The following is a 13,571-nucleotide window of genomic DNA, read 5'->3' as shown; positions in this document are numbered from 1 at the left end:
GCGGGCAGCGAAGGAAGTTCACGCATTCCAGAGCCCCTTCTTCTTCATCTCCTCCATCTCGCGCCCCGCCCGTTCGCGCAGGCGTGCGTCGCGCAGCAGCTTCTCCACCGCGGCGTCGTCGGATTTGTCGGAATAGCGGAACTCCGAGTCGGCGTAGCGGTTGATCTCCTGCATGACCATGTCCATCGAGAACGGCCCCCGCAGTTCCTCGATCATGGCCTTCTTTTCGTCGTAGCCCTTGTGCATGAAGACTTCCGGCTTCTCGAACCAGTCGTCGGGCAGCTCGATGTCCATGGCGCGCATCTTGATGGCGTCGGTGACGTTCTTGATGGCTCGGCCGGTGAAGCGCGGCTCGGCATCCTTGATCAGGTGCAGATAAGTGCCGATGTCGGCCATCGATTTCGGCGCGCCATTCTCCTTCATGTAGCGCTCATAGACCTTCATCAGCCCGTCTTCCTGAGGCTTCTCGTGCTCCTCATAGGCTTCGGTCACCGCGCGCTGGATCTCCTGCGCGGCGTAGAGCTTGTGGTCGCCGAGTGGGATCTTGTGGTTCTTGCCGGCAAGCAGGACGAAGATGTCGATATAGTCGTCGCGGCTCTGTGGGCCGTCGACCAGCCAGCGGGCCCCGGCGCGCTGGCGCAGCGCATCGTCGACATTTTCGGGATAGTTGGAAAACATGCCGAACGAGCAATTGCCGCGCACCACCGTGCCGGCGCCGGCAAAGGCGTCCATCAAGACGCCGGTGATTTCCTGTTGGCCGGCCGAGGCGCGGTCGTCGGAGCGGCGGGCCGCCACCTGGTCGATGTCGTCGACGGTGCCGAAACCGATGACGCGTGGGTTCAAGACATTGTTGATGAACTGGCGGCAATTCTGGCCGGATTTGCCCTGGTAGGACGAGATCTGGTCGACGCCGAAATTCTCATAGGCGAAGGGATAGCCGGCAACCTGGCAATAATTGTTGACGAGGCCGGCGATCATCTGGATCAGCGTCGTCTTGCCGGTGCCCGGCGCGCCGTCGCCGATGAAGGTGAAGAGGAAGCCCCCGAGTTCGACGAACGGGTTCAACTCGCGCTCGAAATCATAGGCCATCAGCATCTTGGCGAGCTTGACCGACTGGTATTTGGCAATGTGGTTGCCGACGACCTCTTCCGGCTTCTTGAAGGTCATCACCAGCGGCTTGGAGCGCTTGCCGGGCGCGACGTCGAAGCCGTCGAGGGTGAAATCGTCGGCGTCGATGCGGATATGGGCGTTCTCGAACGGGCCGATGCCGTCGAAGCGGCCTTTACGGGCCAAGAGCCCGTCAATGGCAACACGGGCGAAAGCACGCGCCCGGGTCGTCAGGTCGCCATCGTCCTTCGACCCGGTGATCGCCTTGTCCAACCCAGCCACGATCGACTTCACCGCGTCCTGCGGCGTGTCGAACAGGAAGTCGGGTTCGGGGATATCGTTGGGCGCCTCGCCATCGCTGTCGATCAGCTGGAACAGATAGGAGGCAAGGCTGAAGGCCGAAACGTAAGCAGAGGCTGACAGAAGCTTCTTGAAGGTCGCGGCTTCATCGCCTTCGAGCGGTGCGCGGGTGTTCTTGGCCTGCAGGCTTTCAAGGTCGGAGCCTTCGGCGAAGACATCGGAAATGGCGAGCGCAATCGCCAGGCCGCGGCGGGCGCGAAACAAAAGCGTGTGCTGCGGGATGCTCATCAACTGGTCGTCGGGATGGATCGCGGCGACGGTCTTGGTAAGCTCGACCTCGCGGGTACGGCGCACCGAGCCGACCGAGACTGTCGAGACAAAGCGGCGATTGGTGCCGGCAAGTGCTGTGCCGGATTCGCGCGCAGGATCCTCCAGCACGACGACGCGAGTGATGAAGCTTTGCGCGGTTGCGCGGTGCTTTTCGATTGCGGCTTCCGGGATGGTGGTCAGGCCGGTGTCCATGAAGGATGCTCCGCGATGTGACGGTCAGACATCTGAAATCACCTGCCCATTTGACAGGATGTGAACCTTGTAGCCGGAAAAGATCTTTTGAGCTTCGCCGGCGGCGTAGAGTGCTTGATAGGCTTCGTGCGGGATTAGCGCGTGGTTCTCGTAGCTCGACACGCCCTGGCGCGCAGCTTCGAGATCGTCGGTGTTGATGAAGAATTCCTGCGTCGTCTTCTCGCTCGAAAACAGGCCCTTGCGGCCGGGCTTCTCGCCCTTGGAGTAGATCTCCTGGATGGTCCAGGTGAGCAGCCAGGCATTTTCCGGCTTGCGCACCTTGGCCAGCACTTCGGCCACCGTCGAATTGTTGTCGGTAATGCCCGCGGAATAAAAGGGGCCGAGCACGACGCGGCGCAGCTGCTTGGGGTGCAGCGGCTCGAAATCCTTGTCGAGATTGACCGCAATCGTTGCGGGCGAAAGCGTGTAGGCGGAATTCTTCTCGGTGAAATCGTCGAAACGATGGGCGAGTTCGGGGTTGAGCAGACCGTCCACCGGCAGCGGGATGTCGACCCGTTCATTGAGCTTGCCGCTGCTGTCAACGAGCTGCCGGATCATGCTTTCGGAGGAATCCTCCACCGTCACCATGTAGACCAGCGGCAGGTTGGCGCTGCCGTCGAAGCTCGCCCAGTGCACGAGGTAATAGGGGCGCCCGGTCTTTGGATTGACCGAGACCTTGGCCGTCTGCGCCAGCGAGAACGGGCCAAAAGTCTGTTCGCTCTTGACGTCCTCGAGATAGAGCCGCTCGGCCATCGACTTCTGCAGCGCTTCGGGGAATTCCTTGTGGCGCAGGATGAAGTCGGCCATTTCCTCGCGCAATTCGCCGGCCAGCGGAATGTTGGCCAGCCGCGCCTCGGCCTGGCGGCGGTCGTTTTCCAGTTCGAGCAGGTTCTGGAAGACGGGATAGCCGCTGTCGGCGCGCGAAATGCGGAACGTGTCCATGAAGCCGAGCCGGTTGCGCCAGCAGGAAAACGATTTGTCCAGCCGGGCAATGTATTCGGCGACAATCTTGGCGACGATGCCGTGCCGGTAAAGCGGCGAGCGGTCGTCGCGCATGAACACTTCGAGGCCGCTGAGTGCCGCCGTGATGGCGGAAAAATAGCGCGCCGCCGCTTCGTTTTCGGGAGTCATGCCGGTGTGCCCGCGTGCAGCCGCTCCTTACGACTGCACGTAGTTGGCCGAATTGTGCTTCTTCATCACGTCGTCGAAACGGCGGGCGAAGGCGTCGTCGGCGAGCTTCTTGCGGCGCTGGATGTCGGAGCTGGCGACCATGTTCTTCTCGTGCATTTCGAGAAGATCGCCGATGTGCTTTTGCGAGGCGGCGCCAATGCCGGCCATGGTCTCTTCGGCGGTGTTGTCAACCTGGCTGCCCAGCGTGTTGATCTTGTGGGCGACATCCTGCTGGGCGGCGGTCTTCAAGGAATCTTCCAGTGCCTTGTAGAGCACGATGCGCTGCTCGGTATCGATGGTCAGCTTGTTGATAAGCGTCGACTGGGCTGCGATCTGATTGTTGAGCGAATCGACGAAGGTCTGGAACATCGAGGTGTAGCGTTCCAGCGTCTGGCTCTCGGCCAGAAGCTCCTGCTCCTTGGCTTGCTTTTCATTGTATTCGGTCGCCAGTTTCGAGCGCTCGCCCTCAAGCTGCGTGCGCTCCTTCTGACTGGTAGAAGCGGCGATCTTGTTTTCGATGTCGAGCAGCAGCGGATTGACCTCCTCGATGCGCTTCTGCACCGCCTCGAGGTTGGTCATGGTGACCTTGCGGCGCTCGATCACCTGCGACAGGCTGTTTTCCGAGGTCTTGTAGCGCTGGTCGAGGACCTCTTTCTGCGCTTTCAGGATGCCGACGATGGTGTCGGACTTGACCAGAAGCTCCTGCAGATTGCCGGCCAGCGACATGTTGCGGACGCGGTCGGTGCGCATGCGCTGCTTGCGTTGCGCCGAGAAGACACCGACGAAGCTTTCCCAGCCGGTGTAGTTCTTCATGCTCTCGAATTCAGTGCCGAAGACGTTGGTGGCGTCTTCCAGCCCGATGATCAGGTCGGCGATGTTGCCTTCCATCACCTTCTGCTGCTTCAGCACGTCCTCGATGCGGGCATTCTCGATGTCGAAATTGGCGTCTCCGATCTTCTTGTCGGCGGTGGCCAGCGTATCAAGCACGGTGCCGGACTGCTCGATCTTGGAGCGCATGTCCTGCACGACCTGCCTGGTCTTGGCAATTTCGGCATCGAAATTCTGCAATGTCGCCATAGGGGCCTCCCGCTTCGGCTTCCGGTCGCTGGCTGCGAACAGCGGCGAATATATGTGGGGTATCAGGGGATTGAAAGACGCAAGACAAGACCCGCCCCGAAAACAAAAAAATGCCTGGTCGTCTTGAAAGGCAATGAAGGCGGGGTCATGGCGTGATTAACCAGCCGGCCAAGTATTGTTCAATTGTCATTGAACTTTGACGGCTGCGAAGAAGTCGATCTCGGACAGTGTGGGTGTGCTGAATTCGACAGAGGGCTCAATGAGTTGCAAGCGCGAGACAGCTGGCGGAAGCCGTCGCCATCACGCTACGCATCGCGCCGTTCAAGGCTTCGGATCGGCCTTCAGATAGGCGATGACGTTGGCGATGTCCTCGTCGCTGCTCAGGCCGGAGAAGCCCATCCTGTTGCCGGGTACTTTCAGCTTGGGAGCGCCGAGATAGGCTTTGAGGTTGGCTTCGTCCCAGACCAGGCCGGCCGCGCCGGCGTCCTTCATGGCCTGCGAATAGTTGAAGTTCTGGGCGGTGCCGGCGATGCGGCCGACGATACCGAGGAGATGCGGGCCGACCTTGTCGCGGTCGCTTGCCGCCTCGTGACAGGCCATGCAGCGGTAGAACACTTTCTTGCCAAGTGCTGCATCGCCGTCGGCCAGCGCGGCGAGGATACCGGCCAAGTAAATGACAAGGCCTGATGAAATGGCTCGAAGCATGGCGGTTCCCGGCTGGCTCTGGCTGAGGGCAAAATAGGCTGCAGGCCTTAACAAACGCCGTATGCCGGTGGATAGCAGCCGGGCTCAATCCGTGCGCGGGATCGCCGCGACCGCCTGCTTGACCTGCTTTTCAATCGCCGCCGACGAATGATTGTCGCGCACGAAAGCGCGGCCGATCTCCGCCATCTCGGCGGCCGCTTGCGGGCGTGTCGCGAGATCGATGATTTTCAATGCCAACTTGCCGGCATCGTCGCTGGACAGGAAATGCCTGCCCGCCTGCAGGCCAAGCCCTTCGACGGCCTTTTCGGTGGCGGCGACGACAAGGCCCGCCGCCATCGCCTCCAGCACCTTGATGCGGGTTCCGCCGCCGAAGCGCAGCGGGATCGGCGCATAGCCGGCACGCCCAAGCAATTCCGGCAGATGCGGTGGGTTCTCGATCAACCGCAGACCATGCCTGGTGCATAGACCGCGCACGACATCGCGCGGGTTTCTGCCGGCGACGGTGATCGACCAGGGCCGGCCGGAGGCGGCGAGGCGCGGCGCCATCGCGCGGCCGATCTGCTTGACGGCGTCGATGTTGGGGAAGTAGCCGAGATGCCCGATGAAGCACAGGCTGAGCTCACTGAAGCGCTCGGCAGCAATCGGCAGGGAAAGCACGCTCTCGTCTGGAATGGGGTTGGCGACGAACCTGACGTCGTTGACGGGGCCGAGAGCGGACAGAAGCGCTTCGTCGGCCCGCGAACAAACCCAGACCTGGTCGGCCAGGGCAGCCGCACACCTGTCGGCTTCGCGCGCCTCTGCCTTCCTTCGCCTGTTTTGGCGCCAGTCTCGAATTTGCTGCCACAGCGTCAGGCCGGCGATCCGGTCGGACACCGTCCGGGAATCGATGTTGTGCTGGTCAAGGACGGTGCGCGCGCGATGCTTCGGCGCCAGCGTCAGCAGCTGCGAAAGCACGATCTCCTCGATCACCACGAGATCGGGCGCGAATTCCCTCCAGATGGCGTCGGCTTCGGCCAGCTCGTCGTCCGGCATCATATGCACGGTCGGGTGCGGGCTGCGCCTGCCCCAGGGCGCCCTGCCGCGCGCTGCCTCGATGATCCGGTGACGGATGTTCGGTGGTGTGGAGGGTGCCGGGGCGCCAGTCAGGCTTACCGTCAGGACCTCGCCCATCGATGCCAGGGCGCGTGCATTGGCGGCGTTCCGGATCTCTCCGCCGGAGACCGGCGGAAACGGGCAATCGACTGTGAACTGCAGAATTTTCATGTTGTCCCGGCCGTTCAGCCTCTGGTGAAGCCAATGAAATCGTCGGGCGCGGCGCGGCCCATTTCCTCTTCCCAGTGGCGGCGGCAGAGCGAGATATAGACGTCCTTGCCGATCGCCACCTGTTCGCCTTGTCTGGCCACCTTGCCGTCAGCGCCGAGACGCACGACCATCGTCGCCTTGCGGCCGCAGCGGCAGATGGTGCGCACTTCGCGCAGATCGTCTGCGATGGCCAGAAGCGCTCGCGAACCGGAAAACAGATTGCCCTGGAAATCGGTGCGCAGGCCGTAGCACATCACCGGGATGTTCAGCCGGTCGGCGATACGGGCGAGCTGCCAGACCTGCTCTTCCTCGAGAAATTGCGCCTCGTCGACAAAGATGCAATGCACCGTCGTATGTTCGTGATGCTCGGCGACGCGAGCGTAGAGATCGTCGCCGTCGCGGAACATCTCGGCCTCCGTCTCCAGGCCGATGCGCGACGAGATCAGCCCGGTGTCGCCCTTTCTGTAGTGGCCGGCGACGAACAGCATCGTCGTCATACCGCGTTCGCGATAATTGTAGGACGCCTGCAGCAGCATTGTCGTTTTGCCGGCATTCATCGTCGCATAGTGGAAGTAGAGCTTGGCCATGCCGTCCTTTTAAGCCGAGTTGGCGCGGCGCGGGGAGAGGGCACCGCTGCATTTCATGGGAAAAGCCGTCTGCCATCGAAAAAGCGGCAGGCGTGTCGCTGTTTGGCCAGTCCGCGCCGTTGATCGTGATTGTCTTAGCGCTTGAAACCACACCAGAATGGTGTTTGGCTGACGAAACAAGGCGGGCAGAGAAACCGTAACTACGCTTCGCCAAAGAATCACAATGGGAGACTGCCAATGTCGCGTATGAACACCTTCGTCGCCGGCCTCGGCCTGGCGACTTTTCTGTCCACGAGCGCTGCACTTGCCGGCGATCCGGAGAGCTGCAAGGCGGTGCGCCTTTCCGATGTCGGCTGGACCGACATCCAGGCAACCACCGGCGTCGCTTCGGTGCTGCTCACCGCGCTCGGCTACGAGCCGCAGACGATCCAGCTATCGGTACCGGTGACCATGGCGTCGCTGAAAAACAAGGATCTCGACGTCTTCCTCGGCAACTGGATGCCGTCGATGACCAACGACATCAAGGACTACACCGCCGATGGTTCGGTCGAGACGATCGGCACCAACCTGACCGGCGCCGGCTACGGCATCGTCGTACCGACCTATGTCGCGGAGGCCGGCGTCAAGTCGCTGACCGACATCGGCAAGTTCAAGGACAAGTTCAACGGCAAGATTTACGGCATCGAGGCGGGCAATGACGGCAACCGCATCATCCTCGACATGATCAAGAACCCGAAGGACAATCTCGAAGGCTTCGAGCTGGTCGAGTCCTCGGAAGCCGGCATGCTGACGCAGGCCGAGCAGTCGATCAAGAACAATGAGTGGATCGCGTTCCTCGGCTGGACGCCGCATCCGGTGATGGGCGCCATGAAGCTCACCTATCTCGACGGCATGGGCGACAGCGGCTTCGGCGCCGCCACCGTCTACACCAATGTGCGCAAGGGCTACACCACCGAATGCCCGAATGCCGGCAAGTTCATCGCCAACCTGAAGTTCAACCTGGACATGGAAGGCGAGATGATGGACGCGATCCTGAAGGGCGGCGACGCCAACACGGTCGCAGCCGACTGGCTGAAGAAGCACCCTGACGCGGTTGCGCCGTGGATTGCCGGCGTCACCACCTTCGATGGCGGCGATGCGGCAGCGGCGGTCAAGACCGCGCTCGGAAGCTGAGCCGACTAATTCGGCAAAGCCGAACCAGGAAGGGCAGCCAATCTAGAAAAGGCTGCCCTTTTTCATATCCTGTGAGAAGATGACCTAACGACAGCGGAGGCCGGAAGCAGGCGGTCTCTCGCATGAGAGGGGCGATATGGATCCGATTTCGAAATTCATGGTTGATCACAAGATACCGATCGGCGCCTGGGGAAAGGCGTTCTTCGGTTTCCTCACCGACAATTTCGACACCGTGTTCAGAGCCTTCTCGAATGGCCTCAATTTCCTGCTCGACGGGCTGGTTGGCATCCTTTTGATGGTGCCGCCGGTGCTGCTGGCGCTGATCATCGCCATCATCGCCTGGCTGCTGCAGCGCTCGCGCCCGCTGGCCATAGGCGTCTTTCTCGGCCTGATCTTCATCATCAACCAGAACCTCTGGAAGCAGACGGTGCAGACGCTGGTGCTGGTCGTGGCCGCCGCCGCCATGGCGATGGCCATCGGCGTGCCGCTCGGCATCTGGGCCGCGCACAAGCCGAAGGTCTACCGCATCATGCTGCCGGTGCTCGACCTGATGCAGACGCTGCCGACCTTCGTCTACCTGATCCCGGTCCTGACCCTGTTCGGTCTCGGCAACGCGCCCGGCCTCATCGTCACCATCATCTTCGTCATCCCGACCGCGGTCCGGCTCACCCATCTCGGCGTCGTCTCGGTGCCGAAGTCGATCATCGAGGCCGGCGAGGCGTTTGGCGCCACCAAGCAGCAGCTGCTGTGGAAGGTCGAATTGCCCTCAGCGCTGCCGACCATCATGGCCGGGCTGACGCAATCGATCATGCTGTCGCTGTCGATGGTGGTGTTTGCAGCACTCATCGGCGCCGGCGGCCTGGGCACTGAAATCAACCGCGCGCTCGGCTCGCGCCGCATCGATCTCGGGCTCGAGGCGGGCCTGGCGATTGTCGTACTCGCCATCGTGCTCGACCGGATGACGCGTATCGGCGTTGGAGGCAAGAAATGACCGTCGCCGTTGACTTCAAGAATGTCGATATCGTCTTCGGGTCCGACCAGGCCGGTTCGCTGGCGCTGATCGACGGCGGCGCCACGCGCGCCGAAATCCTCGAAAAGACCGGCAATGTGCTGGGTTGCGCCGGCGCCAGCCTGACCGTGCATGAGGGCGAAATCTCGGTGCTGATGGGCCTGTCCGGCTCGGGCAAGTCGACGCTGCTGCGGGCGGTCAACCGGCTCAACGTGGTGTCGCGCGGCCAGGTGCTGGTCAAGGACGGCGACAATATCGTCGATGTCGTGACCTGCGATCAGGCGACGCTGCGGCGGCTGCGGCAGAAGCAGGTGGCGATGGTGTTCCAGCAGTTCGGCCTGCTGCCTTGGCGTACGGTGGAGGAGAATGTCGGCCTCGGCCTCGAACTCGCCGGCGTGCCGGAGCAAGAGCGCAAGGAGCGCGTGCAACGCCAGCTGAAACTGGTCAATCTCGACCAGTGGTCGAAGAAATACGCGCATGAGCTGTCCGGCGGCATGCAGCAGCGCGTCGGCCTGGCCCGTGCCTTCGCCACCGAGGCGCCGATCCTGCTGATGGACGAGCCGTTCTCGGCGCTCGATCCGCTGATCCGCACCAAGCTGCAGGACGAATTGCTGCAGCTGCAGGCGGAGCTGAAGAAGACCATCATCTTCGTCAGCCATGATCTGGAAGAGGCGCTGAAGATCGGCACCCACATCACCATCATGGAGGGCGGTCGCATCGTGCAGACCGGGGCGCCGGAAGACATCGTGCTCAAGCCCGCCAATGACTATGTCCGCGACTTCATCGCCAATGTGAATCCGTTGTCGGTGCTGACCGCCTGGAACGTCATGCGCGACAGCCGCGACCTCGAGCACGGCGATAATGGCTGGGTGTGGCTCGACCGGCGCAAGACGACGCGTTTCAAGATCGACGAGCACGGGCTGGTGGCGGCGGCGGAACGCGACGGCAAACCGGCGGTATGGGTGTCGTGCGCCGATGTCGAGGCGCAGCCGGAGGAGACGGCGCAAGTGTTCTGGGCCAACCCCGGGACCTCGCTGAAGACGGTGATGCTGGCCATGCACCGCTCGCAGACGGCACCCGTGGCGCTGTTCGACGACCAGTCGCGCTTTGTCGGCGCGATCGGGATACGCGATGTGCTGAGCGCGGTGTTGCGGCGCTAGATCATGATGAGATTTGGTTGAAATCTCATCATGATCTAACCCTTTGTTGGAGCATGATCTTTTCCAAAAACCGGTACCCACTTTTTGGGATCATGCTCTAAGCCAGCCCGATGCGCGTGGCGCCGAGCTTGAACAGGGCTGTGGCATCCCGGTCGAAGCGGAAGGTGTCGATGAAGTCGTCGGCTCGGTAATCCGGAAGCGTCTTGCGGATGGCGGCGGCGAAGTTTTTCGCCTCGTCCAGCCGCCCAGCCAACGCCAGGCAGTGGGCGGCGATCGACAGGATGATGACATGTGCGTTGGGGCGGGCGGCCGCCTTCAGCGCCCATTCGGCCGCCTCGTCGAACTGGCCGAGGCGGACATGCGCCATGGCGCGTGCGCCCAGCATGCCGAACAGCATCGGGTCGAACGGCGACAGATGGCGCGAATGATCCGACGATCCGATCGCCGCGTGCGGGTCGCCCGACTGCGAATGCACGAAGGACAGCGCATAGTGGCCAAGCGCGAAGTTCGGGCTGAGGTCGACGGCTCTTTGCAGTTCTAGCACGGACGCATCACCCTCGCCGCGCAGCCACAGCGCCCGGCCCATCGCCCAGTGCGCGGCGGGATTATGATCGTCGACCAAAACGCTCTGGCCGGCCGCCTCAAAGGCAAGCGCGCTGTCCTGGTCGCGGTCGCCCCAGCGCTGGAAGGCGCTCTGCCAATGGGTGAAGGACAGGCCGGCATAGGCGCGGGTAAAGGTCGGATCCTGCTGCAGTGCGATGCCGAAGAAATGCCTGGCCTGCTCGTTTTCGCTGCGGGTGAAGCGATACATATGCCAGAGTCCTCGATGGTAGGCCTCCCAGGCATTGAGCGAATTGGGCGCCTTCAGCATGGCGCGGTTGCGCTCGACCATCTCTATCTCGGATGAGATGAAGGCCACGATGCTGTTGCCGATATCGTCGAGGACAATGAAGATGTCCTCGGGCTTGCGCTCGAAGGTCTCGGCCCAGACGATCCTGGCCGTGCGCACCTCGACAAGCTCGACGGTGACGATCAGGCGGCCGGTCAGGCTGCGCACCGTGCCGGTGGCGACATAGTCGACATCCAGCCTGCGGCCGGCATCTTCCGGCGCGATGTTCTTTTCTGCCAGCGCAAAGACCGAGCCCCGGGCGATTACAAAGAAGTCCCTGAGCTTGGCGAGGCGGGTAATGATGTCGTGGGTCAAGCCGTCGGCCAGCCCACCACAAACGCCGCCGGCATCTTCGGCAAATGGCATCACGGCAAGCGAAGCTTTGTGGGGCGCCGCGGCTTCGGTGGGGGCACGCGCGATCGGGCTGTGGCCCGCCACCGGCGCTACCGCAGGCTGTGCCGGCAAAGTCGCGCAGTGACGTTCCGCGCGAATGGCAAGCCACGCCTGGCGCACAGGGCCGAAATCCAGCTCTTCCGATTGGAAGAGCGATGCCGCAGCGGCAAGATGGTCTTCGCAGGCGCCGAACTGGCCGCGCCGCGCCAGCCTCACCAGGAGTGCGACATGGGCGCTGCTGTCGAACGGGGTCAATTCCAGCCATTTTTCGAGATGGGCGGAGACGTCTTCGGAATCGGCCGGCAGCGTCTTGACCAGATGTTCCAGTATAGCAGCTTGGCAGGAACCGAAACGGCGGCGCTGCGCGGTCAGCCAGCTGTTGAAGAGAGGGCTGCGGTCGATCTCCAGCCCTTCGAGGAAGTCGCCGACGAACAGGTCGGAGAGCAACTGCAGTCGCGTCGGCTCGAGCGTTTCGATGCCTGCGGCAGTTGCCGCGCCAACATCCAGCACGTCGACCGAGATACCGTCGAGATCAAGCACGATCGTATCATGCACGGTTACGATCCGGCCGCGGCCCGGTTCGTCGAGCGCGGCCCGCAGCTTGCTCAGGCACCAGCGAAGCTCACCCCTGGGATCATTTGGAACGTCCCACAGCAACTCGCAGAGCTTGCCACGTCCGACCGGATGGGGCGCCAGCGCCAGATAGGCCAGCAGCGCGCGCAGCTTGCGCGATGCCGGCAAGGCCACCGGAGCGGCGTCGCGCACAATCGCCAGCGGGCCGAAAAGCCGCAGAGACAGGCCTTTCCGGCTGCTTGCCTGGCTCGATTCCACGCCTGTTTCCACGCCTTTTCCCACGCTTGCCCACCGGACCTTGTTTTATCACCGAACGCGACAAAGTGCACACCCGGCTCGCAGATTGTGTGCCGAATGTGGTGCTTTCCACATTGTGGCACTTCAAAGACCTGTAGTGCGGCAAGGTGTCGAAACCTCGTCGCCCAAACCGCCGGTGTGTAACCGGCCCGTGAGCAAGAACCAGGAGTTTACCCATGTTGCATCAGCAGAAAATCAGAACCACGGCAGGCCGCGGCCGCCTTTTCGACAGCATTCTCGATACGGTCGGCGACACGCCGGTCATCCGCGTCAACAATCTCGGCCCGGCGCATGCGACCATCTACGTCAAGGCCGAGTTCTTCAATCCGGCTGCGTCGGTGAAGGACCGGCTGGCGCTCAACATCATCGAGGAAGGTGAACGCACCGGCGCGCTCAAGCCGGGACAGACCATCGTCGAGGCGACCAGCGGCAACACGGGCATCGGTCTTGCCATGGTCTGTGCGCAGAAGGGCTACAAGCTGGTGGTGACGATGGCCGACAGTTTCTCGGTCGAGCGCCGCAAGCTGATGCGGATGCTGGGCGCCAAGGTGGTGCTGACGCCGCGCGCCGAGAAAGGCTTCGGCATGTACAAGAAGGCGGTGGAACTGGCCGAAGCCAATGGCTGGTTCCTGGCCCGCCAGTTCGAGACCAAGGCCAACGCCGACATCCATGAAGCAACCACGGGACGCGAGATCGTCAACGATTTCGCCGGCTCGCGGCTCGACTATTTCGTCACCGGCTACGGCACCGGCGGCACCGTCGCCGGCGTGGCGCGGGTGCTGCGCCGCGAGCGGCCTGAGACCCGGATCGTGCTCACCGAACCGGCCAACGCGCAGCTTGTCGGCAGCGGCAAGCCGCAGATGCGTGGCGCCGGCGGAGCGCCGGCCGCCAGCCATCCGTCCTTCGAACCGCACCCGATCCAGGGCTGGACGCCGGATTTCATCCCGCACGTCCTGCAGGAGGCCATCGATGGCAACTTCTATGACGAGGTGATGCCGATCGCCGGGCCGGAGGGCATGAAATGGGCCAAGGCGCTGGCGCAGCAGGAAGGCATCTTCACCGGCATTTCCGGCGGTTCGGCTTTTGCCGTGGCGCGCCAGATCGCCGGCACGGCACCGGCCGGATCGGTGATCCTGTGCATGCTTCCCGATACCGGTGAACGCTACATGACCACGCCTTTGTTCGACGGCATCGAGGCCGAGATGAATGCGGAAGAGCTTGCTCTCTCGCGCTCGACGCCCGGTTGCCAGTTCCCGGCATGATGACGC

At 62.7% G+C, this 13,571-nt stretch carries 11 protein-coding genes; 4 read left to right on the top strand and 7 right to left on the bottom strand.

Annotation, left to right across the window (positions count from 1 at the left end):
- Positions 1 to 18: 18 nt before the first annotated feature.
- The 6 genes from NLY37_RS16250 to NLY37_RS16225 all read right to left on the bottom strand — a co-directional run bounded on the left by NLY37_RS16250 (position 19) and on the right by NLY37_RS16225 (position 6,809).
- Complete coding sequence (locus NLY37_RS16250) at positions 19 to 1,929, bottom strand: ATP-binding protein (protein WP_023741052.1); 1,911 nt, start codon at positions 1,927 to 1,929, stop codon at positions 19 to 21.
- Between the two features lie 24 nt (positions 1,930 to 1,953).
- A complete protein-coding gene (locus tag NLY37_RS16245; protein WP_023741053.1) occupies positions 1,954 to 3,099 on the bottom strand; it encodes a hypothetical protein in 1,146 nt (381 codons plus the stop codon).
- A gap of 27 nt (positions 3,100 to 3,126) precedes the next feature.
- Positions 3,127 to 4,215 carry a hypothetical protein gene (locus NLY37_RS16240; RefSeq protein ID WP_023669990.1) on the bottom strand — a complete coding sequence of 363 codons (1,089 nt, stop codon included), beginning with the start codon at positions 4,213 to 4,215 and terminating at the stop codon, positions 3,127 to 3,129.
- A 321-nt stretch (positions 4,216 to 4,536) separates the two neighbouring features.
- Entirely contained in the window at positions 4,537 to 4,920 is a 384-nt protein-coding gene (locus NLY37_RS16235) for a c-type cytochrome (protein ID WP_023734985.1), read from the bottom strand.
- A gap of 84 nt (positions 4,921 to 5,004) precedes the next feature.
- Positions 5,005 to 6,183 (bottom strand): glycosyltransferase, encoded by a 1,179-nt coding sequence (locus NLY37_RS16230; protein ID WP_023691608.1) that lies wholly within the window; start codon positions 6,181 to 6,183, stop codon positions 5,005 to 5,007.
- 14 nt (positions 6,184 to 6,197) lie between these two features.
- Positions 6,198 to 6,809, bottom strand: coding sequence for a thymidine kinase (locus NLY37_RS16225; RefSeq protein WP_023683669.1), 612 nt, complete (start codon positions 6,807 to 6,809; stop codon positions 6,198 to 6,200).
- A gap of 237 nt (positions 6,810 to 7,046) precedes the next feature.
- Between NLY37_RS16225 and NLY37_RS16220 the strand changes: the two genes are divergently transcribed.
- The 3 genes from NLY37_RS16220 to choV all read left to right on the top strand — a co-directional run bounded on the left by NLY37_RS16220 (position 7,047) and on the right by choV (position 10,151).
- Positions 7,047 to 7,982, top strand: coding sequence for a choline ABC transporter substrate-binding protein (locus NLY37_RS16220; protein ID WP_023686157.1), 936 nt, complete (start codon positions 7,047 to 7,049; stop codon positions 7,980 to 7,982).
- 136 nt (positions 7,983 to 8,118) lie between these two features.
- Entirely contained in the window at positions 8,119 to 8,973 is an 855-nt protein-coding gene (choW, locus tag NLY37_RS16215; protein WP_023669995.1) for a choline ABC transporter permease subunit, read from the top strand.
- On the top strand, positions 8,970 to 10,151 hold the full coding sequence (gene choV / locus NLY37_RS16210) for a choline ABC transporter ATP-binding protein (protein WP_023669996.1): 1,182 nt from the start codon (positions 8,970 to 8,972) through the stop codon (positions 10,149 to 10,151). The genes choW and choV overlap by 4 nt, the downstream gene beginning before the upstream one ends.
- A 97-nt stretch (positions 10,152 to 10,248) precedes the next feature.
- Here choV and NLY37_RS16205 read toward each other — a convergent pair whose 3' ends face one another.
- Positions 10,249 to 12,264, bottom strand: a complete 2,016-nt coding sequence (locus NLY37_RS16205) for a transcriptional regulator (protein ID WP_031203841.1) — start codon at positions 12,262 to 12,264, stop codon at positions 10,249 to 10,251.
- Positions 12,265 to 12,479: 215 nt separating this feature from the next.
- Here NLY37_RS16205 and NLY37_RS16200 point away from each other — a divergent pair, with 215 nt between their 5' ends.
- Positions 12,480 to 13,565 (top strand): PLP-dependent cysteine synthase family protein, encoded by a 1,086-nt coding sequence (locus NLY37_RS16200; protein WP_023691604.1) that lies wholly within the window; start codon positions 12,480 to 12,482, stop codon positions 13,563 to 13,565.
- Positions 13,566 to 13,571: the final 6 nt, after the last annotated feature.

Origin of the sequence: Mesorhizobium sp. C395A (assembly GCF_030323205.1) — a bacterium.
GTDB lineage: Bacteria > Pseudomonadota > Alphaproteobacteria > Rhizobiales > Rhizobiaceae > Mesorhizobium.
The sequence above is the reverse complement of the archived record's forward strand: the minus strand, read 5'-3'. Positions and strand labels throughout refer to the sequence as shown.